Source organism: Klebsiella sp. DY2415 (genome assembly GCF_026314315.1).
Taxonomy (GTDB): domain Bacteria; phylum Pseudomonadota; class Gammaproteobacteria; order Enterobacterales; family Enterobacteriaceae; genus Klebsiella; species Klebsiella ornithinolytica.
Genome location: NZ_CP111115.1, coordinates 5,369,404 through 5,391,174, shown reverse-complemented (window position 1 = coordinate 5,391,174; position 21,771 = coordinate 5,369,404). Strand labels below are relative to the sequence as shown.

At 54.9% G+C, this 21,771-nt stretch carries 18 protein-coding genes and 4 tRNA genes; 19 read left to right on the top strand and 3 right to left on the bottom strand.

Annotated elements, in window-relative coordinates; all coding sequences use genetic code 11:
- Positions 1-5: 5 nt before the first annotated feature.
- On the bottom strand, positions 6-1,271 hold the full coding sequence (gene rhlB, locus OQV00_RS25505) for an ATP-dependent RNA helicase RhlB (RefSeq protein ID WP_004869522.1): 1,266 nt from the start codon (positions 1,269-1,271) through the stop codon (positions 6-8).
- 342 nt (positions 1,272-1,613) lie between these two features.
- On the opposite strand from rhlB, the gene trxA reads away from it, so the two are divergent.
- The 19 genes from trxA (at position 1,614) to OQV00_RS25410 (ending at position 18,840) form a co-directional block, all read left to right on the top strand.
- Positions 1,614-1,943, top strand: a complete 330-nt coding sequence (gene trxA, locus OQV00_RS25500; RefSeq protein ID WP_004869525.1) for a thioredoxin TrxA — start codon at positions 1,614-1,616, stop codon at positions 1,941-1,943.
- A 333-nt stretch (positions 1,944-2,276) separates the two neighbouring features.
- Positions 2,277-3,536: a transcription termination factor Rho gene (rho, locus tag OQV00_RS25495; RefSeq protein ID WP_002883293.1), complete on the top strand. Its 1,260-nt coding sequence runs from the start codon at positions 2,277-2,279 to the stop codon at positions 3,534-3,536.
- A gap of 241 nt (positions 3,537-3,777) precedes the next feature.
- Positions 3,778-4,881 (top strand): UDP-N-acetylglucosamine--undecaprenyl-phosphate N-acetylglucosaminephosphotransferase, encoded by a 1,104-nt coding sequence (gene wecA, locus OQV00_RS25490; RefSeq protein WP_004869531.1) that lies wholly within the window; start codon positions 3,778-3,780, stop codon positions 4,879-4,881.
- Positions 4,882-4,894: 13 nt separating this feature from the next.
- Entirely contained in the window at positions 4,895-5,941 is a 1,047-nt protein-coding gene (gene wzzE / locus OQV00_RS25485; protein ID WP_015585414.1) for an ECA polysaccharide chain length modulation protein, read from the top strand.
- Between the two features lie 56 nt (positions 5,942-5,997).
- Positions 5,998-7,128 carry a non-hydrolyzing UDP-N-acetylglucosamine 2-epimerase gene (gene wecB / locus OQV00_RS25480; RefSeq protein WP_004869538.1) on the top strand — a complete coding sequence of 377 codons (1,131 nt, stop codon included), beginning with the start codon at positions 5,998-6,000 and terminating at the stop codon, positions 7,126-7,128.
- Positions 7,125-8,387, top strand: coding sequence for a UDP-N-acetyl-D-mannosamine dehydrogenase (wecC, locus tag OQV00_RS25475; protein ID WP_004869543.1), 1,263 nt, complete (start codon positions 7,125-7,127; stop codon positions 8,385-8,387). Before wecB ends, wecC begins: the two co-directional genes overlap by 4 nt.
- Positions 8,384-9,451 carry a dTDP-glucose 4,6-dehydratase gene (rffG, locus tag OQV00_RS25470; protein ID WP_004869547.1) on the top strand — a complete coding sequence of 356 codons (1,068 nt, stop codon included), beginning with the start codon at positions 8,384-8,386 and terminating at the stop codon, positions 9,449-9,451. Before wecC ends, rffG begins: the two co-directional genes overlap by 4 nt.
- 17 nt (positions 9,452-9,468) lie before the next feature.
- On the top strand, positions 9,469-10,350 hold the full coding sequence (gene rfbA, locus OQV00_RS25465; protein WP_004869550.1) for a glucose-1-phosphate thymidylyltransferase RfbA: 882 nt from the start codon (positions 9,469-9,471) through the stop codon (positions 10,348-10,350).
- Entirely contained in the window at positions 10,328-11,002 is a 675-nt protein-coding gene (gene rffC, locus OQV00_RS25460) for a dTDP-4-amino-4,6-dideoxy-D-galactose acyltransferase (RefSeq protein WP_266280722.1), read from the top strand. The genes rfbA and rffC overlap by 23 nt, the downstream gene beginning before the upstream one ends.
- A gap of 4 nt (positions 11,003-11,006) precedes the next feature.
- Positions 11,007-12,137 carry a dTDP-4-amino-4,6-dideoxygalactose transaminase gene (rffA, locus tag OQV00_RS25455; protein WP_004869556.1) on the top strand — a complete coding sequence of 377 codons (1,131 nt, stop codon included), beginning with the start codon at positions 11,007-11,009 and terminating at the stop codon, positions 12,135-12,137.
- A gap of 1 nt (position 12,138) precedes the next feature.
- Positions 12,139-13,389, top strand: a complete 1,251-nt coding sequence (gene wzxE / locus OQV00_RS25450; RefSeq protein WP_004869559.1) for a lipid III flippase WzxE — start codon at positions 12,139-12,141, stop codon at positions 13,387-13,389.
- Positions 13,386-14,465 carry a TDP-N-acetylfucosamine:lipid II N-acetylfucosaminyltransferase gene (locus OQV00_RS25445; protein ID WP_032718474.1) on the top strand — a complete coding sequence of 360 codons (1,080 nt, stop codon included), beginning with the start codon at positions 13,386-13,388 and terminating at the stop codon, positions 14,463-14,465. The genes wzxE and OQV00_RS25445 overlap by 4 nt, the downstream gene beginning before the upstream one ends.
- A complete protein-coding gene (gene wzyE, locus OQV00_RS25440; RefSeq protein WP_004869567.1) occupies positions 14,462-15,811 on the top strand; it encodes an ECA oligosaccharide polymerase in 1,350 nt (449 codons plus the stop codon). The genes OQV00_RS25445 and wzyE overlap by 4 nt, the downstream gene beginning before the upstream one ends.
- 8 nt (positions 15,812-15,819) lie before the next feature.
- Positions 15,820-16,560, top strand: coding sequence for a lipopolysaccharide N-acetylmannosaminouronosyltransferase (wecG, locus tag OQV00_RS25435; protein WP_015585408.1), 741 nt, complete (start codon positions 15,820-15,822; stop codon positions 16,558-16,560).
- Positions 16,561-16,904: 344 nt separating this feature from the next.
- Complete coding sequence (thrP, locus tag OQV00_RS25430; RefSeq protein ID WP_004869573.1) at positions 16,905-18,290, top strand: bifunctional threonine/serine APC transporter ThrP; 1,386 nt, start codon at positions 16,905-16,907, stop codon at positions 18,288-18,290.
- Between the two features lie 102 nt (positions 18,291-18,392).
- Positions 18,393-18,469 (top strand) — tRNA-Arg (locus OQV00_RS25425).
- Positions 18,470-18,536: 67 nt separating this feature from the next.
- Positions 18,537-18,612 (top strand) — tRNA-His (locus OQV00_RS25420).
- Between the two features lie 22 nt (positions 18,613-18,634).
- Positions 18,635-18,721: transfer RNA gene (locus OQV00_RS25415), tRNA-Leu, on the top strand.
- A gap of 42 nt (positions 18,722-18,763) precedes the next feature.
- Positions 18,764-18,840: transfer RNA gene (locus OQV00_RS25410), tRNA-Pro, on the top strand.
- A 529-nt stretch (positions 18,841-19,369) separates the two neighbouring features.
- Here the strand turns inward: OQV00_RS25410 and hemY are convergent.
- Positions 19,370-20,566, bottom strand: coding sequence for a protoheme IX biogenesis protein HemY (gene hemY / locus OQV00_RS25405; RefSeq protein WP_266279607.1), 1,197 nt, complete (start codon positions 20,564-20,566; stop codon positions 19,370-19,372).
- A 3-nt stretch (positions 20,567-20,569) separates the two neighbouring features.
- Complete coding sequence (gene hemX, locus OQV00_RS25400; RefSeq protein WP_032718476.1) at positions 20,570-21,757, bottom strand: uroporphyrinogen-III C-methyltransferase; 1,188 nt, start codon at positions 21,755-21,757, stop codon at positions 20,570-20,572.
- Positions 21,758-21,771: the final 14 nt, after the last annotated feature.

Genomic DNA, 21,771 nt, shown 5'->3' with positions numbered 1-21,771 from the left:
TGTATTTAACCTGAACGACGACGGTTACGAGGCGGACCGCTGCGACGCGGGCCATTGCCAGTGCGCGGGCGCGTCAGGCGCAGCGGCTTAGGCAAATCTGTCATAAGTGCATCTGGGTTGTATTTGCTGACCGGAATAGAGTGACCGGTGTAGGTCTCAATCGCCGGAAGATTCAGCGCGTACTCTTCGCAGGCCAGGCTGATGGAGTGACCGCTGGCGCCCGCGCGACCGGTACGGCCGATACGGTGGACGTAATCTTCACAGTCGTCCGGCAGGTCATAGTTAAAGACATGCGTTACGGCCGGGATATGCAGACCACGTGCAGCAACGTCGGTCGCCACCAGAATGTCGATATCGCCACGGGTGAACTCTTCAAGAATCCGCAGACGTTTTTTCTGTGCGACGTCGCCGGTTAACAAGCCGACGCGATGACCGTCTGCTGCCAGGTGGCCCCAGATATCTTCGCAACGATGTTTAGTGTTCGCGAAAATAATGGCGCGATCCGGCCACTCTTCTTCCAGAAGCGTCTGCAGCAGGCGCATTTTTTCTTCGTTGGAAGGATAGAACAGCTCTTCTTTAATCCGGTGACCCGTTTTCTGTTCCGGCTCGACTTCAACATATTCGGCGTTGTTCATTTGTTCAAACGCCAGTTCGCGGACACGGTAAGAAAGGGTTGCGGAGAACAGCATGTTCAGACGCTGATTGGTCGGCGGCATGCGACGGAACAGCCAGCGGATATCTTTAATAAAGCCGAGATCGTACATGCGATCGGCTTCATCCAGTACGACGACCTGAATCGCACCAAGGTTAATGTGATTCTGTTTAGCGTAATCAATAAGACGACCGGTGGTACCGATCAGAATATCGACGCCGCTTTCCAGCACTTTCAGCTGCTTATCGTAGCCATCGCCGCCGTACGCCAGACCCAGCTTCAGGCCAGTGGCCGCAGCCAGCGGTTCTGCGTCAGCGTGAATTTGTACCGCCAGCTCACGCGTAGGAGCCATGATCAGCGCACGCGGTTGGTTTACCTGGCGGTCAGCGCTGGCCGGGTGAGAGAGAAGGTAATGAAACGTTGACGTCAGGAACGCCATCGTTTTTCCGGTACCGGTTTGCGCCTGCCCGGCGACATCACGACCTTCCAGCGTTAGCGGAAGAGCGAGTGCCTGAATGGGCGTACAATTATGAAACCCTTTCTTTTCAAGGGCTTCAATCACTGCCGGGTGCAGGGCGAAGTCGGAAAACTTCTGTTCTGTTAAATGTGTTTTGCTCATAGTGTGGTAGAATATCAGCTAACTATTGCATTAAGAAAGCGTATCCGTTGAAATAACGTCAACCTTTCGTTGGCTATACGCGAAATGACTTAAGGTGCATCTACGGCAACCTGATGAATCCTCGAAAGCTTAGACTACTCAGCGAGTCGAGGAGAATTAATCTACCGGGAACGGTTTGAAGGCGGTTTGCTTTGGCTCCTGCAAGACGACATCCATGAGGGATCGGATCGCGCAGTGGCCAGTAATAGAGGCATCCTGAAAAATAACGTGTATAACGTAGCATCGGCACGTCGTTGATGTCTGCGACACCAACACACCAGGCTTATTCCTGTGGAGTTAAATATGAGCGATAAAATTATTCACCTGACTGACGACAGTTTTGACACGGACGTACTCAAGGCTGACGGGCTAACCCTCGTCGATTTCTGGGCAGAGTGGTGCGGTCCGTGCAAAATGATCGCCCCGATTCTGGATGAGATCGCTGAAGAGTATCAGGGCAAACTGACCGTAGCTAAACTGAACATCGATCAGAACCCGGGTACTGCGCCGAAATACGGCATTCGCGGCATCCCGACTCTGCTGCTGTTTAAGAACGGCGAAGTGGCGGCAACTAAGGTTGGCGCACTGTCTAAAGGCCAGCTGAAAGATTTCCTCGACGCCAACCTGGCGTAAGCAGTTTGCCATTCCGGCGTCCGGGTTCCTATTTTTAGCGGAACTCTGGACGCCCGGCCAGAGTCGTGCTAAGTTAACTTCAGACTTCGTTTTAAACATACCTTATTGTTTGAATCTTGTTTTACCCGAAGCGTCCCGCAGAAAATGCGCGAGAGGCTACAAATTCCGGGCTTTTCACTCATTCCGTTTTGTCGTTCCAGCTCTGCGTTCTTTCCTGTGACCAGGCAACGTACAGGCACGAGATGAAGGCCGTTAACAGGCATGGATGTTCCTGCCATACCATTCACAACATTAAGTTCGAGTTCTACCCCGAGTTTAAGAACCCACACCATTATGAATCTTACCGAATTAAAGAATACGCCGGTTTCTGAGCTGATTACTCTCGGCGAAAATATGGGGCTGGAAAACCTGGCCCGTATGCGTAAGCAGGATATTATTTTTGCCATCCTCAAGCAGCATTCGAAGAGTGGCGAGGATATCTTTGGCGATGGCGTACTGGAGATACTGCAGGATGGATTTGGTTTCCTCCGCTCCGCAGACAGCTCCTACCTCGCCGGTCCCGATGACATCTACGTATCCCCAAGCCAAATCCGCCGTTTCAACCTCCGCACTGGTGACACCATTTCCGGTAAGATTCGTCCTCCTAAAGAGGGTGAGCGTTACTTTGCGCTGTTGAAAGTTAACGAAGTTAACTACGACAAGCCGGAAAACGCGCGTAATAAGATCCTGTTCGAGAACTTGACGCCGCTGCATGCGAACTCACGTCTGCGCATGGAACGTGGTAACGGTTCAACCGAAGACTTAACCGCACGTGTGCTGGATCTGGCTTCGCCAATTGGTCGCGGTCAGCGTGGTCTGATTGTTGCACCGCCGAAAGCCGGTAAAACCATGCTGCTGCAGAATATCGCGCAGAGCATCGCGTACAACCATCCTGACTGCGTGCTGATGGTGCTGCTGATCGACGAACGTCCGGAAGAAGTGACCGAGATGCAGCGTCTGGTTAAAGGTGAAGTGGTTGCTTCTACCTTTGACGAACCGGCTTCTCGCCACGTTCAGGTTGCCGAGATGGTTATCGAGAAGGCGAAACGTCTGGTTGAGCACAAGAAAGACGTTATCATTCTGCTCGACTCCATTACTCGTCTGGCACGTGCCTACAACACCGTTGTTCCGGCTTCCGGTAAAGTATTGACCGGTGGTGTGGATGCCAACGCCCTGCATCGTCCGAAGCGTTTCTTCGGTGCAGCACGTAACGTGGAAGAGGGCGGTAGCCTGACAATCATCGCCACCGCGCTGATTGATACCGGCTCCAAAATGGATGAGGTTATCTACGAAGAGTTTAAAGGCACCGGTAACATGGAGCTGCATCTCTCGCGTAAAATCGCTGAAAAACGCGTCTTCCCGGCTATCGACTACAACCGTTCCGGTACCCGTAAAGAAGAGCTGCTCACCACCCAGGAAGAGCTGCAGAAGATGTGGATCCTGCGTAAAATTATCCATCCGATGGGTGAGATTGACGCGATGGAGTTCCTCATCAACAAACTGGCGATGACCAAAACGAACGATGACTTCTTCGATATGATGAAGCGCTCGTAAGTTAAAAAAAAGCCCAAAAACGCCACGCAATCGCGTGGCGTTTTGTTTTTTGGGTTTGTATGATCCAGGAAGGGAAAAGGAAGCAGGGATTATCGTATGATTAGCGCACCACTCCAGGCAGAGATGATTTTAACAGACTAAAATCTATACAATAAATTTGTAATGTTCTGCTTTACCCCTTCAGGAGTTGAGACATCGTCGTTATACTTCCCGGATTAACCATGCTGAGAGCACATGTGTTGTGAATTTACTCACTGCTATTACTGAATTAATCAGTATTTTCTTATTCACTACCCTTTTTATATTTGTTGCCCGAAAAGCAGCAAAAAAAGTCGGGTTAGTGGATAAACCTAACTATCGAAAACGGCACCAGGGTTTGGTTCCGTTAGTGGGTGGCATCTCAGTTTATGCTGGCATTTGTTTTACTTTTGCCATCGCTGATTATTACATTCCCCATTCATCCTTATATCTGGCCTGTGCCGGCATCCTTGTGCTGGTTGGTGCGCTGGATGACCGGTTTGATATCAGTGTAAAAATTCGCGCGGTGATTCAGGCCGCCATTGCCGTTGTCATGATGACGGCAGGAAATCTGCACCTGAGTAGTCTGGGCTATATTTTTGGTTCGTGGGAGCTGGTCCTCGGCCCCTTTGGTTTCTTTCTCACCCTTTTTGCCGTCTGGGCCGCGATTAACGCCTTTAATATGGTCGATGGTATCGACGGCCTGCTCGGCGGTCTGTCATCGGTCTCCTTTGCGGCAACCGGCATTATTCTGTGGTTTGACGGCCAATACAGCCTGGCAATGTGGTGTTTTGCGATGATAGCCGCCATTCTGCCCTATATTTTACTTAACCTCGGCGCGCTTGGCCGTCGTTATAAAGTTTTTATGGGGGATGCCGGCAGTACCATGATTGGCTTCACCATCATCTGGATTCTGCTGGAAACGACCCAGGGCAAAACGCATCCCATTAGCCCGGTGACCGCCCTGTGGATTATTGCGATTCCGTTGATGGATATGGTGGCGATTATGTATCGTCGCCTGCGTAAAGGCATGAGTCCGTTCTCTCCGGATCGCCAGCATATTCATCATTTGATCATGCGTGCCGGGTTTACTTCCCGACAGGCGTTTGTCCTGATCACGCTGGCGGCCGCGCTGCTGGCGCTGGTGGGCGTGGTGGCGGAATATACCCGTATCGTTCCTGAATGGGTGATGTTAATTCTCTTTTTGTTGGCCTTTTTCCTTTATGGCTACTGCATTAAACGCGCATGGAAAGTGGCGCGACTGGTTAAGCGCATCAGACGCAGAATACGGCGACACAGCGGCAATAATCCAAAATTAACCAAGTAGAACTGGGGACGTGATGACTCAACCATTACCGGGAGCACAAGCAGTGAACGTTGAGAATGAGCTGGATATTCGCGGGCTGTTTCGCGCCTTATGGGCAGGAAAAATCTGGATAGCCGGTATGGCCGTGCTATTTGCGCTGATCGTTCTGGTTTACGCCTTCTTTGCTCGCCAGGAGTGGAGCGCAACGGCGATAACCGATCGGCCAACCGTGAATATGCTGGGCGGTTACTATTCTCAACAGCAGTTCTTACGCAATCTGGATATTAAAGCCAATCTGGTTCCGGTCGACCAGCCGTCGGCGATGGATCAAGCCTACAAAGAGTTCATCATGCAGCAGGGATCCTGGGATACCCGCCGCGATTTTTGGTTGCAAACCGACTATTACAAACAGCGCCAGTCGGGCAATGCCCGCGCGGACGCTGCGCTGCTGGACGATCTGATTAACAATATTCAGTTCATGCCCGGCGACCCGCTAAAAAATGTTAACGACAGCGTGAAGCTGACGGCCGAGACCGCGGCGGATGCCAATAATCTGCTGCGCCAGTACGTGGCCTTCGCCAGCCAGCGTGCGGCAGGGCATCTGAATGACGAGCTGAAAGGTGCCTGGGCGGCCCGCACCGTGCAGATGAAAGCACAGGTGAAGCGCCAGGAAGAGGTGGCGCGCGAAATTTTCAACCGTCGTACTCACAGCGTGGAAGAGGCGTTGAAAGTGGCGCAGCAGCACAACATCTCCCGCAGTGAAACGGATATCCCGGCCGATCAGCTGCCGGATTCCGAGCTGTTCTTGCTCGGCAGGCCAATGCTGCAGGCGCGGCTGGAAAACTTGCAAGCGGTGGGGCCGGAATACGATCTCGACTATGACCAAAGCCGGGCCATGCTGAATACGCTCAACGTCGGACCGACATTAGATCCACGTTTTCAGACTTACCGGTATTTGCGTACGCCGGAAGAACCGGTAAAACGCGATAGCCCGCGGCGCGTATTTCTGATGGTGATGTGGGGTATCGTGGGCGCGCTCATCGGCGCAGGCGTTGCATTATCGCGACGCAGAGTCCAGTGAATGCGGCCTGTGATGAAGCATTAATCAACTTCATCACCTAATCGAAGAGAATCGATGTGAAAGTACTAACGGTATTTGGCACCAGACCCGAAGCCATCAAAATGGCACCTCTGGTTCATGCGCTGGCAAAAGATCCTCACTTTGAGGCGAAAGTTTGCGTCACGGCGCAGCATCGGGAGATGCTCGACCAGGTGTTGAAACTTTTTTCTATTGTGCCGGATTACGACCTCAATATTATGCAGCCAGGTCAGGGCCTGACGGAAATCACCTGCCGTATCCTCGAAGGGTTAAAACCGGTGCTGGAATCGTTCAAACCGGACGTTGTGCTGGTTCACGGCGATACCACGACGACGATGGCTGCAAGTCTGGCCGCGTTCTATCAGCGTATCCCGGTCGGACACGTCGAAGCGGGGTTGCGAACCGGCGATCTGAGCTCGCCGTGGCCGGAAGAGGGGAACCGTACGCTGACCGGACATCTGGCAACCTACCACTTTGCCCCGACAGAAACCTCGCGGCAGAATCTGCTCCGCGAAAATATCACCGATGGCCATATCACGGTCACCGGCAATACGGTCATTGATGCGTTGTTCTGGGTTCGCGACCGGGTGCTGGGCGATGAGGCGCTGCGTAACGTACTGATGCAGCGCTACCCTTTCCTGGCGAACGGCAAGAAGATGATTCTGGTCACCGGCCACCGCCGGGAAAGCTTTGGCCGCGGGTTTGAGCAAATTTGCCACGCGCTGGCAGAAATCGCCGCCAGCAATCCCGATGTCCAGATTGTGTACCCGGTGCACCTGAACCCGAACGTCAGCGAGCCGGTGAACCGTATTCTCGGCCATGTCGATAACGTGATGTTGATTGAACCGCAGGATTATCTGCCGTTTGTCTGGTTGATGGATCGCGCATGGCTGATCCTCACCGACTCCGGCGGTATTCAGGAGGAGGCGCCATCGTTAGGGAAACCGGTACTGGTGATGCGTGAGATGACGGAGCGCCCGGAGGCGATTGCCGCAGGTACCGTGCGTCTGGTCGGGACCGACAGCCAGCGTATCGTCGCTGAAGTCACGCATTTGCTGCAGGATGATGCCGCGTATCAGGCAATGAGCCGGGCGCATAATCCTTACGGCGATGGTCAGGCATGTCGCCGTATTTTGTCCGCACTTAAAAATAATCAGGTAACGCTATGAGTTTTTCTACCATTTCAGTGATTGGCCTTGGATATATTGGCCTGCCAACCGCTGCCGCGTTCGCCTCCCGGCAAAAGCGGGTGGTCGGCGTTGATATCAATCAACATGCCGTGGAGACCATTAACCGTGGCGAGATTCATATCGTAGAGCCGGATCTGGCGAGCGTGGTCAAAACGGCGGTTGAGCAGGGCTATTTATGTGCGACGACCGAGCCGGTTGCGGCAGATGCATACCTGATTGCCGTACCCACCCCGTTCAAAGATCTGCATGAACCGGATATGGTCTTCGTCGAGTCGGCGGCAAAATCCATTGCGCCAGTGCTGAAGAAGGGGGCGCTGGTGATTCTGGAGTCCACTTCTCCGGTTGGTTCGACGGAGCAAATGGCCGCGTGGCTCGCTGAAATGCGCCCGGACCTGAGCTTCCCGCAGCAGGCTGGTGAAGCGGCGGATGTCAATATTGCCTACTGCCCGGAGCGCGTGTTGCCAGGCCAGGTCATGGTCGAGCTGATTAAAAACGACCGCGTTATCGGCGGTATGTCGCCGGTTTGCTCCGCCCGCGCCAGCGAGCTGTATAAAATTTTTCTCGAAGGCGAATGCGTGGTCACCAACTCCCGCACCGCCGAGATGTGTAAGCTGACCGAAAACAGCTTCCGCGACGTTAACATTGCGTTTGCGAACGAGCTGTCGCTGATCTGCGCTGAGCAGGACATTAACGTCTGGGAGCTGATTCGCCTGGCGAACCGTCATCCGCGCGTGAATATTCTGCAGCCGGGACCTGGGGTAGGAGGACACTGCATCGCCGTCGACCCGTGGTTCATCGTGGCGCAAAATCCGCAGCAGGCGCGGCTGATTCGCACCGCTCGTGAAGTTAACGACCATAAACCTGACTGGGTTATCGAGCAGGTCAAAGCCCGGGTCGCCGATTGTCTGGCCGCCAGTAATAAACGCGCCAGTGAGCTGAAGATCGCCTGTTTTGGCCTGGCTTTTAAGCCGAATATCGACGATTTACGCGAAAGCCCGGCGATGTCGATCGCTATGCAAATCGCCCGCTGGCACAGCGGTGAAACGCTGGTCGTGGAACCCAATATTCACCAGCTTCCGGCGAAACTTGACGGTCTGTGTACGCTGGCCTTGCTGGATGACGCATTGGCGAACGCCGATGTGCTGGTGATGCTGGTTGACCATCACGAGTTTAAAGCCATCAGCGGCGATAGTGTGACGCAGGATTATATTGTCGATACCAAAGGGGTGTGGCGGTGAGTACGGTTCTGGTCACCGGTGGGGCCGGGTTTATTGGCTCAGCGGTTGTTCGCGAAATCATTCACGCAACTTCTGACACGGTCGTCGTCGTTGATAAGTTGACCTATGCCGGTAATTTACAATCACTGTCTCCTGTTGCCCAGGATGCCCGATTTGCTTTTGAACAAGTGGATATTTGTGATCGAACTGAACTCGATCGCATTTTTTGCCGCTACCAGCCCGACATCGTGATGCACCTTGCGGCTGAAAGTCATGTCGATCGCTCCATTGACGGTCCGGCAGCGTTTATTGAAACCAATATCGTCGGGACCTATACGCTGCTGGAGGCCGCACGTGCTTACTGGAATGGGGCTGACGATGAGAAAAAATCGGCGTTTCGCTTCCACCATATTTCGACAGACGAGGTATATGGCGATCTTCACGATAGTGGCGCGTTTTTTACCGAAATGACGCCTTATGCGCCTAGTAGTCCTTATTCCGCTTCTAAAGCCAGCAGTGATCATCTGGTGCGCGCATGGCAGCGCACCTATGGCCTGCCAGCGCTGATCACGAATTGTTCAAATAACTATGGACCGTATCATTTCCCAGAGAAGCTGATTCCGCTTACCATCCTCAATGCGCTGGCAGGCAAGCCGCTGTCGGTTTATGGCAATGGCCAGCAAATTCGCGACTGGCTGTATGTTGAAGATCACGCCAGAGCACTGTACCTGGTGGCGACACGCGGTAAGTCGGGCGAAACTTACAATATCGGTGGGCACAACGAGCGTAAGAATATTGAGGTAGTGGAAACCATTTGCGATCTGCTGGAAGAGCTGGCACCGCACAAGCCGAATGGCGTGGCGCACTATCGCGATCTCATCACCTTTGTCGCCGATCGCCCTGGCCACGATCTTCGCTATGCCATCGATGCGTCGAAAATTGAAACTGAACTAGGCTGGACACCGGATGAGACTTTTGCCAGCGGTATGCGCAAAACGGTTCAGTGGTACCTGACAAATGAAACCTGGTGGCAGCAGGTTCTGGACGGTAGCTATCAAGGTGAGCGTCTGGGACTGCAGGCCTGAACGCCCGGGAGAGAACAATGAAAGGTATTATTCTGGCAGGTGGTTCGGGCACCCGTTTGCATCCAATTACCCGCGGAGTGTCAAAGCAGCTGTTACCTGTCTACGATAAGCCGATGATTTACTATCCGCTTTCGGTGCTGATGCTGGCCGGTATTCGTGAGATTCTGGTGATCACCACGCCTGAGGATCAACGTGATTTTCAGCGCCTGCTCGGCGATGGGGAAGAATTCGGTATTCAGCTGCATTATGCCGTGCAACCAAGCCCGGATGGCCTGGCGCAGGCCTTTATCCTCGGAGAAGAGTTCCTTAATGGTGAACCTTCTTGTCTGGTGCTGGGTGATAATATCTTCTTTGGCCAAAGCTTCAGTCCTAAGCTACGCAGCGTCGCGTCGCGTACTCAAGGTGCGACGGTATTTGGGTATCAGGTCATGGATCCAGAGCGTTTTGGCGTAGTGGAGTTCGACGATAATTTTCGCGCGCTTTCTCTGGAAGAAAAACCGCAGAATCCCAAATCTAACTGGGCGGTAACGGGTCTCTACTTCTATGATGGCAAAGTTGCTGAATATGCGAAGCAGGTGAAACCGTCATCGCGTGGCGAGCTGGAAATTACCAGTATCAACCAGATGTATCTGGAGGATGGTGCGCTGACCGTTGAGCTTCTTGGGCGTGGTTTTGCATGGCTGGACACCGGTACGCACGATAGCCTGATCGAGGCCAGTATGTTCGTACAAACGGTGGAAAAGCGTCAGGGCTTCAAAATTGCCTGTCTTGAAGAAATTGGCTGGCGCAACGGTTGGTTGGATGATGACGGCGTGAAGCGGGCAGCCAAACGTCTGGAAAAAACCGGCTATGGCCAATACTTACTGGATCTTGTCCGTGTTCGCCCGCGGCAGTATTGAACCCCTGGAGTGGGAAAATCGCTTCTTCGGCATCCAGAGCGCGATTGTGCGCTTTGGCGATGACGCCCCGCCGCTGACGGCTCAGGCGCTGGCCGGCTGGACGCGTTTGCAGGCGAAGATTGCGGCGGATGATGGCGTGCGGCTGGATGCGCTACAGCAGCTGGGTTTCCAGCTCGTAGAAGGCGAAGTCGATCTGGCACTGCCGGTCGGTCGGTCTGCCGATGCGGGCTGTGAAGTGGCTACGGCGGCAGAGATTCCACGACTGCGCGAGCTGGCGGCGCAGGCCTTTGCGCAAAGCCGCTTCCGCGCGCCCTGGTATGCTGCCGATGCCAGCGGCCGTTTCTACGCCCAATGGATTGAAAACGCGGTTCGGGGAACCTTCGATAACCAGTGTCTGATTTTTCGCGCCGCCGATGGCGACATTCGCGCTTTTGTTTCACTGCGTCAGCTCAATGAGACGGATGCCCGAATCGGCCTGCTGGCCGGTCGCGGCGCGGGTGCTGAACTGATGCAGGCCGCACGGCATTGGGCCGAACTCCGCGGGCTGTCTACACTGCGGGTGGCAACCCAGATGGGGAACACCGCCGCGCTTAAACGTTATATTCTCAGCGGTGCGAATGTGGAAAACACCGCGTACTGGTTATACAGGTGACATGATGATTCCATTTAACGCACCGCCGGTGGTGGGAACCGAGCTTGATTATATGCAATCCGCGATGGACAGCGGAAAACTGTGCGGCGACGGCGGATTTACCCGCCGCTGCCAGCAGTGGATGGAGCAGCGGTTCGGGACTGCCAAAGCACTGTTGACGCCTTCCTGCACCGCTTCGCTGGAAATGGCCGCGCTGCTGCTGGATATCCAGCCGGGCGATGAAGTGATTATGCCGAGCTATACCTTCGTCTCCACCGCCAACGCCTTTGTATTGCGCGGGGCGAAAATCGTCTTTGTCGATATTCGTCGCGATACGATGAATATCGATGAAACCAAAATTGAAGCGGCAATCACTGAGAAAACCCGCGCTATTGTGCCGGTACACTATGCCGGCGTGGCCTGTGAGATGGACACCATCATGGCCCTTGCCAGCAAGTACAATCTGTTCGTGGTGGAAGATGCCGCGCAGGGCGTCATGTCGACTTACAAAGGGCGAGCGCTGGGCACGATCGGCCATATCGGCTGTTTCAGTTTCCATGAAACCAAAAATTATACTGCCGGTGGTGAAGGTGGCGCGACGCTGGTTAACGATCGTAAGCTGATCGATCGTGCGGAAATTATCCGCGAAAAAGGGACCAACCGTAGCCAGTTCTTCCGCGGGCTGGTGGATAAATACACCTGGCGCGATATCGGCTCCAGCTATCTGATGTCTGACCTGCAGGCGGCATATCTGTGGGCGCAGCTGGAAGCGGCGGAACAGATTAACCAGCAACGTTTAACGCTCTGGCAGCGCTATTATGATGCGCTGCTGCCACTGGCACGGGCCGGTCGCATCGATCTGCCGGTCATTCCGGCCGACTGCGGGCACAACGCGCACATGTTTTATATTAAGCTGCGCGATATTGACGATCGCAGTAACCTGATCGCCTGGCTAAAAGAGGCCGAAATTCTGGCCGTGTTCCACTACATTCCGCTGCATAGCTGCCCGGCGGGGGAGCACTTTGGCGAATTCCGCGGTGACGATCGTCATACCACCCAGGAGAGCGAACGTCTGCTGCGCCTGCCGCTGTTCTATAACCTGTCGTCAGCCAATCAGCGTACGGTGATTAATTCGCTGCTGAGCTATTTCTCCTGATATGTCGCTGGCTAAAGCTTCACTGTGGACCGCCGCGTCCACGCTGGTCAAAATTGGGGCCGGACTGCTGGTGGTTAAACTACTGGCTGTCTCCTTTGGCCCGGCAGGGGTGGGTCAGGCCGGTAACTTTCGCCAGCTGGTGACCGTGCTTGGCGTACTGGCGGGCGCCGGTATTTTCAACGGCGTCACCAAACTGGTCGCGCAGCATCATGACGATCGCCAGCAGCTGAATAAGGTCGTCGGCACCTCCTCAGCGATGGTGCTTGGCTTCTCAACGCTGCTGGCGCTGGTCTTTCTGCTGGCGGCCGCGCCGGTCAGCCAGGGGCTGTTCGGCCACACGCACTATCAGGGGCTGGTGCGGCTGGTGGCGCTGGTGCAGATGGGCATTGCCTGGGCAAACCTGCTGCTGGCCTTGATGAAAGGTTTTCGCGATGCGGCGGGTAATGCCCTGTCGCTGATCGCCGGTAGCCTGATTGGTGTCGTGGCCTATTACGCCTGCTATCACTTCGCGGGCTATCAGGGGGCGCTGCTCGGGCTGGCGCTGGTGCCGGCGCTGGTGGTGATCCCGGCGGCAATCGTGCTATGGCGGCGCGGGACAATCCCGCTCAGCGCACTGCGTCCGCGTTGGGATAACGGCCTTGCGGGACAGCTTTCCAAATTTACCTTGATGGCGCTGATTACCTCGGTGACGCTGCCGGTGGCTTACGTGATGATGCGTAACCTGCTGGCGGAGCATTATGACTGGGAGGCGGTTGGGATCTGGCAAGGGGTCAGCAGCATTTCCGATGCCTACCTGCAGTTTATCACCGCATCGTTTAGCGTCTACCTGCTGCCTACGCTCTCCCGATTGACGGCCAAATCAGAGATTACCCGTGAGATCGGCAAATCATTAAAATTTGTCCTGCCGGCGGTGGCAGTGGCGAGCTTAACCGTCTGGCTACTGCGCGACTTTGCCATCTGGCTGCTGTTTTCTGACCGCTTTACGGCGATGCGCGACCTGTTTGCCTGGCAACTGGTCGGCGATGTGCTGAAGGTCGGCGCCTATGTTTATGGCTATCTGGTGATTGCGAAAGCGTCGCTGCGTTTTTATATACTCACGGAAATCAGCCAGTTCACGCTGTTGACCGCATTCTCGCACTGGCTGATCCCGGCGCACGGCGCGATTGGCGCAGCGCAGGCGTATATGGCTACGTATATTGTTTATTTCGCCCTCTGTAGTGGCGTATTTTTACTCTGGCGTAAACGGGCATGACAGCACTGATACATGTACTGGGATCGGATATCCCACACCACAACCAGACCGTGTTGCGGTTCTTTAACGACGAGCTGGCCGTCCATGACGAGCAGGCGCGTAGGTTTATGGTCGTCGGTGATGCAACGGGAGTGCGCGAGGCCTGTCCGGCCTTGTCTGTCACCTGTTATCCCGGAAAAAAATCCCTGGCACAGGCGGTGATAGCTCTGGCAAAAGCCGATCGCCAACAGCGCTTTTTCTTCCACGGCCAGTTTAATACCGGGCTGTGGCTGGCGCTGTTGAGCGGGGGGATTCGTCCTGCCCAGTTTAACTGGCATATCTGGGGTGCCGATCTGTATGAAAATTCGTCCAGCCTGAAGTTTCGCCTGTTCTATCCGCTGCGGCGTCTTGCCCAGGGCCGGGTCGGGCGCGTTTTTGCCACCCGGGGCGATCTCAGCTGGTTTGCTCGCCGTCATCCGCGCGTGCCCGGCGAACTACTCTATTTTCCGACGCGCATGGATCCGGCGCTCAATTCGCTGGCCGATAGCGCACCGCACGCCGAGACGCTGACGATTCTGGTCGGGAACTCGGGTGACCGCAGTAATGAGCATATTGCGGCGCTGCGCGCTATCCATCAGCAATTTGGCGATACGGTAAACGTGATCGTGCCGATGGGGTATCCGGAAAACAATACGGACTATATTAACGAGGTCCGTGAAGCGGGCGCTGCGCTATTTAGCGCCACGCACCTGCAGATTCTCAGTGAGAAGCTGGCGTTTCCTGATTATCTGAATCTGCTGCGCCGCTGCGATCTGGGCTATTTCCTGTTTGCTCGCCAGCAGGGCATCGGCACACTATGTTTATTAATTCAGGCAGGGATACCCTGCGTGCTGAACCGGGAAAACCCGTTCTGGCAGGATATGACGGAGCAGAATATTCCGGTGCTGTTTACCGGCGATGCGCTGGATGTTGCCGTGGTGCGTGAAGCCCAGCGTCAGCTGGCAAGCGTTGATAAGAACCAGATTGCTTTCTTCCGGCCGAACTACCTGGCGGGCTGGCAGCAGGCATTGCAGATTGCCGCGGGGGTCAACGCATGACATTAATGCAATTTTGCGGGCTGCTGGTGGTCTGGCTGCTGTCAACGCTGTTTATCGCCACCGCGACGTATTTTGAGTTTCGCCGCGTGCGCTTTAACTTCAATGTGTTCTTCTCGTTGTTGTTTCTGCTGACTTTCTTCTTTGGTTTCCCGCTGACCAGTATCCTGGTGTTCCGCTTTGATGTCAGCGTTGCTCCGCCGGATGTGCTGTTGCAAACCTTACTGGTGTCGGTCTGTTTCTATGCGGTCTATTACGTGACCTATAAAACGCGTCTGCGTTCGGCCACGCAAGACAGCCAGCGGCGGCCGCTCTTTACGATGAACCGCGTGGAAACGCATCTGACATGGATCATTCTGCTGGGCCTGGCGCTGCTGTGCGTCGGGATTTTCTTTGCCCACAATGGCTTCCTGCTGTTTAAGCTCAACTCCTACAGTCAGATCTTCTCTGCCGAAGTCTCCGGCGTGGCGCTGAAGCGCTTTTTCTATTTCTTTATCCCGGCGATGCTGGTGGTCTATTTCCTGCGCCAGGATTATAAGGCGTGGATATTCTTCCTGCTCAGCACCGTGGCGTTTGGGCTGCTGACCTATGCCATCGTCGGCGGGACCCGCGCGAATATCATTATCGCTTTCGCCATTTTCCTGTTTATCGGCATTATTCGCGGCTGGATCAGCCTGTGGATGCTGGCGGCGGCTGGCGTCCTGGGCATCGTGGGAATGTTCTGGCTGGCGCTTAAGCGCTATGGCATGAACGTCAGCGGCGATGAAGCGTTTTATACCTTCCTCTATCTGACCCGCGATACGTTTTCGCCGTGGGAAAATCTGGCGCTGCTGCTGCAAAACTACGACAAGATTGCCTTCCAGGGGCTGGCGCCGATGATCAGGGATTTCTACGTCTTTATCCCCAGCTGGATGTGGCATAGCCGACCATCGATGGTGCTCAATACCGCTAACTACTTTACCTGGGAAGTGCTGAATAACCACTCCGGCCTGGCAATCTCGCCGACGCTGATCGGCTCGCTGGTGGTGATGGGGGGGATCTGGTTTGTTCCGCTGGGCGCGGTGGCGGTCGGACTGATTATTAAGTGGTTTGACTGGCTGTATGAGCTGGGTAACCGCGAGAGTAACCGTTATAAAGCGGCTATTCTGCACAGTTTCTGTTTTGGCGCTATCTTCAACATGATAGTGCTGGCGCGCGAAGGGCTGGACTCATTTGGCTCCCGCGTGGTGTTTTTCCTCGTGATCTTTGGTATCTGCTTACTGGCGGCGAAATTGCTGTACTGGTTCCTGGATAGCGCGGGACTGATTCACCGGCGGGTTAAACCGCTTTCGCAACCTCAGGTCAGATAAGGATGGACATGACTGAGACTATTTCTGCGCCGTTGTATCTGCTGAGAGGGTTACAACTCATTGGTTGGCGCAATATGCAGCACGCTCTGGACTATCTGTATGCGGACGGCACTATCCGCCAGGGAACGCTGGTGGCAATCAACGCCGAAAAGATGTTGGCAGTCGAGGACGATCCCGAGGTTCGGGCGCTGATTGAAGCGGCTGAATTTAAATATGCCGACGGCATTAGCGTGGTGCGTTCATTACGTAAAAAATATCCTCAGGCGCAGGTATCGCGCGTGGCGGGCGCTGACCTCTGGGAAGCGCTGATGGAACGGGCGGGCGCACAGGGGACCCCGGTTTTCCTGGTTGGCGGCAAGCCGGAGGTGTTGGCACAGACGGAGGCGCAGCTGCGTGCCCGCTGGAAGGTCAATATTGTCGGCAGTCAGGATGGGTATTTCGCTGCCGATCGGCGCCAGGCGTTGTTCGAGCGTATTCGCGATAGCGGTGCGAAAATCGTGACCGTGGCGATGGGCTCACCGCGTCAGGAGATCCTGATGCGCGACTGCCGGGAGGTCTATCCGCAGGCGCTGTATATGGGGGTTGGCGGCACCTACGATGTGTTCACCGGCCATGTCCACCGGGCGCCAAAATTCTGGCAGAACCTGGGGCTGGAGTGGTTCTATCGTTTGGTCTCTCAGCCGAGCCGGATTAAAAGACAGATTCGCCTGCTGCGATATTTACGTTGGTATTATACCGGTCAGCTCTGATATTCCACTGCAAACTGGCGAGTTTACGTACGTATTGTGTTTACTACAGTAACTCGCCTGATACTTTATTTGCCATTTCCTGAAAATTCATTAACCATTCGCATGCTTAATGCGCGGCGGGCAGCGTGTGCCGTCGTGCAGGCAAGAACATTTCCTTTCATTCATTAATAAAAATAACCGGTATATGGGCAAGACCGACCATTCGCAGGTCGCGCCATGGCAAACCTGTCACTCCCCGGCGGCATGAATCGCTGTGCTACGGGAAGGTGTGAGGCTGGCCATCAGGCGTGCCGTTCGAGGGGCGAGGAACAAAAACCGGAAGCAGGGCAAACACAAGAGGTTATATGACAGAGAAAAAAGCGGAACTCCAGCGCGGACTGGAGGCCAGACACATTGAGCTTATCGCCCTTGGCGGGACGATTGGCGTGGGTTTGTTTATGGGGGCGGCAAGCACGCTGAAGTGGGCCGGTCCTTCGGTCCTGCTGGCGTATATTATCGCCGGTTTATTTGTCTTCTTTATCATGCGCTCAATGGGCGAAATGCTGTTCCTTGAGCCGGTGACCGGTTCATTCGCCGTTTACGCACACCGCTATATGAGCCCGTTTTTCGGCTATCTTACCGCCTGGTCATACTGGTTTATGTGGATGGCGGTCGGGATCTCGGAGATTACGGCTATCGGGGTGTATGTACAGTTCTGGTTCCCGGATATGGCGCAATGGATACCGGCGCTTATTGCCGTCGGGCTGGTGGCGCTGGCAAACCTGGCCGCAGTACGCCTGTACGGTGAGATCGAATTCTGGTTCGCGATGATAAAGGTCACCACCATCATTGTGATGATTGTCGTCGGGCTGGGGGTTATTTTCTTTGGCTTTGGTAATGGTGGGCACTCTATCGGCTTTGGCAACCTGACCGAGCACGGCGGCTTCTTTGCCGGCGGCTGGAAAGGGTTCCTGACGGCGCTGTGTATCGTGGTGGCCTCCTATCAGGGCGTTGAACTTATCGGCATCACCGCCGGTGAGGCGAAGAATCCGCAGGTCACGCTGCGCAGCGCGGTGGGTAAGGTTCTGTGGCGTATCCTGATTTTTTATGTGGGCGCGATTTTCGTGATTGTCACGATTTTCCCGTGGAATCAAATTGGTTCCGGCGGCAGTCCGTTCGTCCTGACCTTTGCGAAAATCGGTATTACTGCGGCGGCGGGTATTATCAACTTTGTGGTGCTGACGGCGGCGCTTTCCGGCTGTAATAGCGGGATGTATAGCTGCGGTCGTATGCTCTACGCGCTGGCGCGCAACCGGCAGCTGCCTGCGGCGATGGCGAAAGTTTCGCGCAATGGCGTACCGGCCGTGGGCGTCGCGCTGTCGATTCTGATTCTGCTGATTGGCTCCTGCCTGAACTATATTATTCCCAATCCGCAGCGGGTCTTCGTCTATGTCTATAGCGCAAGCGTACTGCCGGGCATGGTGCCGTGGTTTGTGATTCTGATTAGTCAGCTGCGTTTTCGCCGTGCGCATCAGAAGGAGATGGCCAGCCACCCGTTCCGTTCGCTGCTGTTCCCGTGGGCGAACTATTTCACGATGGCGTTTCTGGTTTGTGTGCTGATCGGCATGGGCTTTAATGACGACACCCGTATGTCGCTGTTCGTCGGAATACTTTTCCTGGCCCTCGTGACGCTTATTTATAAGGTGTTTGGTCTCGGTCGACATGGAAATGTCGATAAAACGACGGAATAAACGCCAAAGTGCACAAAGCGTGAGCAAACAGAAATTTTATTTAAAAAGGCACTAGACAGCGGGGGGGGAAGTCCGTATTATCCGACCCCGCAACGGCGCTAAGCGCCCGTAGCTCAGCTGGATAGAGCGCTGCCCTCCGGAGGCAGAGGTCTCAGGTTCGAATCCTGTCGGGCGCACCATTTAACCCGGTGCTTGAGCTGCGGTGGACTGTTAATTTAACAGTGCCGCGTGAAAAGATTTGCAGTGGTGGCTATAGCTCAGTTGGTAGAGCCCTGGATTGTGATTCCAGTTGTCGTGGGTTCGAATCCCATTAGCCACCCCATTATTTGATAGAGTTGTGAAATGCGAAGGTGGCGGAATTGGTAGACGCGCTAGCTTCAGGTGTTAGTGTTCTTACGGACGTGGGGGTTCAAGTCCCCCCCCTCGCACCACGACTTTAACGAATTGAACTAAAAATTCAAAAAGCAGTACATCGGCGAGTAGCGCAGCTTGGTAGCGCAACTGGTTTGGGACCAGTGGGTCGGAGGTTCGAATCCTCTCTCGCCGACCAATTTTGAACCCCGCTTCGGCGGGGTTTTTTGTTTTCTGTCGTACCGCAACAATCTTATATCTCCCTGATCTCCCGAACAAAAAGCGGCTATCCGTGCGCTATGCGAACGCGTAATTTCTTGGCCGGAATCCTCCCAATTTACCGTTGTGGCTAATGCAATTTCCACGGAACCTGTGCGATAATAAACGGGTAGATGCTCATTCCATCTCTTATGTTCGCCCTCGGGCCTCATAAACTCAGGAATGATGCAGAGCCGTTTACGGTGCTTATCGTCCACTGACAGATGTCGCGTTTATACGCACGTTCTTCACGCTGCTTCGACGCAGCCTGAGAGATACAGCGTATCGTCTCATCAAACACCATGGACATAACGTTGAGTGAAGCACCCAATTTGTTGTCAAACAGACCTGTTTTAACGCCTGCCCTGATTTCAGTGCAGGCGTTTTTTTATGCCCGCGACGGGATGAGCAGAAGAGAGCGAAGAGAAGCGCGCTATCGCCTCTGGAAGAGACGATAGCGAAAGGGCAGGTTAAGGCTGAGGATTGTTCTGTAGCGTTAACAGCAGGCCATCACGGCGCATTAATGCCGCTTCTTCTGGCTGATGCATACGGTCGAGCGTATCGGCCAGCCATGCATAATCAAAGGCATCCGGACGCTGCTTCAGCGCAGCACGGAACGCGATGCTGGCTTCCTGCCACTCGCCGTGGCGCATCAGGGATTGCCCCAGCGTGCTCCACAGTAAAGGCCGATCGCCGACCGATTTAATCTGCTGACGCAGCACTTTTTCCAGCTGCTCCGGATTATTCGTCTTCAGACGCGGAATAAGCATCACCAGGCGGTCATCATACTGCTTCTTCAGTCCGTCGATAATAATCTGCTGCGCGGTATCGTGATCGTCGCTCTCGATGAGCAGACTGGCCATCGCCACCTGCAGGGACACCTGGCCGCGAGTTTTGCGGTTCTGGTTTTTCCACCACTCACGTAACCCATCGCTTCCGCGATCGGCCAGGGTCTGGTCCATCAAGCCAATCCAGGCCTGCTGCTCCAGCGCGGCGCGGTGCTCTTCATCGCTGACGTTGGCTTTTGCCATTGACGGCAGGATATCCAGCAGTGAATTCCACGCGCCGGTGCGGGTATAGGCCTGCTCGGCCAGGCGCAAGACTTCCGGATGCCGTGGGGCAATCTCCAGCAGCTTATCAATGCCGTGGCGGGCCGCATGGTTTTCATTGCGGGCCAGCTGCAGGCGCACGCGCGCAATCTCGACCGGAATCAGATCGTCTCCGGCCAGCTCCGTGGCGCGCTCCAGATGCTGATTCGCCCGGGCTTCATCACCACGCTGCTGGGCCGCTTCCGCCGCCAGCAGATAGTTCACCACCGGTTGTTCGGCATGATCGGCATTCTTCGCCATCAGCTTCTCAACCTGCTGATAGTCGCCTTCCGCCAGCTTCAGCAATGCCTGTTCGGTTTGCTTACGTGCGCGACGGCGTTTGCGACCTACGAACCAGCCGCGGGTATGGGCGCCGGTACGGAAAATACGGCGGAACAGCCACTCAATCGCAAACAGTACCACCATGGTGAGGATCATGATGATCGCCAGTCCGGTTACGCTGGTTTCGATATTGTAGTTATCGGTCTGGATCAGAACGTAGCCCTGGTGCCCGGAGATAATCGGGCCGACAACGATCCCGGCGATCAGCAGTGCGAAGAGTAAGAGAATTTTCAGCATGCGTTACTCTCCTTGTGGCGCAGGTGCAGGTGCGGGTGCAGGTACAGGGGGCGTCGGCGCCGGGGCACTGCTCTGAGTCACGGCAGGCTGCGCCATCAGGTTGCGTACCCGCGTTTGCATCAGCTTCTCGAGAATGGCCTGGCTTTGCAGATTTTCCGGCACATTCATCGTGATGCTTTGCTGACTCAGCTTATCGACATCTTCCAGGAATGCCCTGGTCGTGGCATCTTCCGTGTCGTAATACGCGCGAACCCAGGTGGAAACATTATCCAGCGCTTGTTTGTATGTCTCTTCCTGATGGCGCGGTACCGCTTGTGCCGCAACCAGCAGACGGGAGCGAATATTTTCGCGCAGGTAGATATCCTGGTTTGGCGCCAGCAGCGGGACTGCCGTTTCGTCGCGGCGTCGAATGGTAATAAAGCTGTCCATAAAGCTCTGCCAGCTCTTTTGCAGATTCACGCGCCATTCGCCAATGGAGCTGGAGAGCTCTTCGCTGTCGGAGTCCATTGGGGAGTCGTCATCGTTATTGTCGGCAAGGCGCAGGTTATCAATCTGGTTAGCAAGCTGGTTGACCTTGAGAATGATACCGTCGTAGTCGACCTGGCTGACGGCCGACAGCGACGCGATATCGTCGGTAATGGCGCGGCGGGCGCTAATCAGACTGGGATCGTTCATATCGGCGAGGCTGGCATCGGCGCTTTTTAACAGCGCAGCGGCGGTGGTGACGTCCCGATCGCTCCACAGCTTACGCCCGGCCGATTTGACCAGAAAATCAGCCTGCGCCAGCAGCCAGGTTTTGGCATCGCTGCCGGAAATGACGGCCACTTTTTGCTGCACGTCTTCCAGCTGCTTCGCCAGCGTCTCCTGCTGATGCTTCGCATCGGCTAGCTGGTCCGCCTGCTGCTTGATAATCCCTTCGAGTTCATTTTTTTGGCTTTCTTGCGCTTTTTGCAGTTCCGCCACCCGATCGGCGAGCGCCGTGCTGGTCTCGTTCTGTCGTGATACTTGCTGTTTATTTAAACCAAACAGGCCGACGCCAGCGGCGAGGGCAATGGCGATAGCAACCGCGCTCAGAACGAGGCTGGTTTTATTGCCGCCGTTTTTCTTTCCGGTATTCTCTGGCTGTGGCGCCTTGTCCACGGCCTCCCTGGTCTCTTCAACCACGGCGGATTGGTTTTGTTGTTCCGTCATTATGGCTTCCAATG

Coding starts and splice junctions, on each gene's coding strand:
- hemY (WP_266279607.1), bottom strand. CDS start 20,566: ATGCTGAAAATTCTCTTACTCTTCGCACTGCTGATCGCCGGGATCGTT.
- OQV00_RS25445 (WP_032718474.1), top strand. CDS start 13,386: ATGACAGCACTGATACATGTACTGGGATCGGATATCCCACACCACAAC.
- hemX (WP_032718476.1), bottom strand. CDS start 21,757: ATGACGGAACAACAAAACCAATCCGCCGTGGTTGAAGAGACCAGGGAG.
- wzzE (WP_015585414.1), top strand. CDS start 4,895: ATGACTCAACCATTACCGGGAGCACAAGCAGTGAACGTTGAGAATGAG.
- wzyE (WP_004869567.1), top strand. CDS start 14,462: ATGACATTAATGCAATTTTGCGGGCTGCTGGTGGTCTGGCTGCTGTCA.
- rfbA (WP_004869550.1), top strand. CDS start 9,469: ATGAAAGGTATTATTCTGGCAGGTGGTTCGGGCACCCGTTTGCATCCA.
- rffA (WP_004869556.1), top strand. CDS start 11,007: ATGATTCCATTTAACGCACCGCCGGTGGTGGGAACCGAGCTTGATTAT.
- wzxE (WP_004869559.1), top strand. CDS start 12,139: ATGTCGCTGGCTAAAGCTTCACTGTGGACCGCCGCGTCCACGCTGGTC.
- wecC (WP_004869543.1), top strand. CDS start 7,125: ATGAGTTTTTCTACCATTTCAGTGATTGGCCTTGGATATATTGGCCTG.
- wecG (WP_015585408.1), top strand. CDS start 15,820: ATGACTGAGACTATTTCTGCGCCGTTGTATCTGCTGAGAGGGTTACAA.
- thrP (WP_004869573.1), top strand. CDS start 16,905: ATGACAGAGAAAAAAGCGGAACTCCAGCGCGGACTGGAGGCCAGACAC.
- rho (WP_002883293.1), top strand. CDS start 2,277: ATGAATCTTACCGAATTAAAGAATACGCCGGTTTCTGAGCTGATTACT.
- trxA (WP_004869525.1), top strand. CDS start 1,614: ATGAGCGATAAAATTATTCACCTGACTGACGACAGTTTTGACACGGAC.
- rhlB (WP_004869522.1), bottom strand. CDS start 1,271: ATGAGCAAAACACATTTAACAGAACAGAAGTTTTCCGACTTCGCCCTG.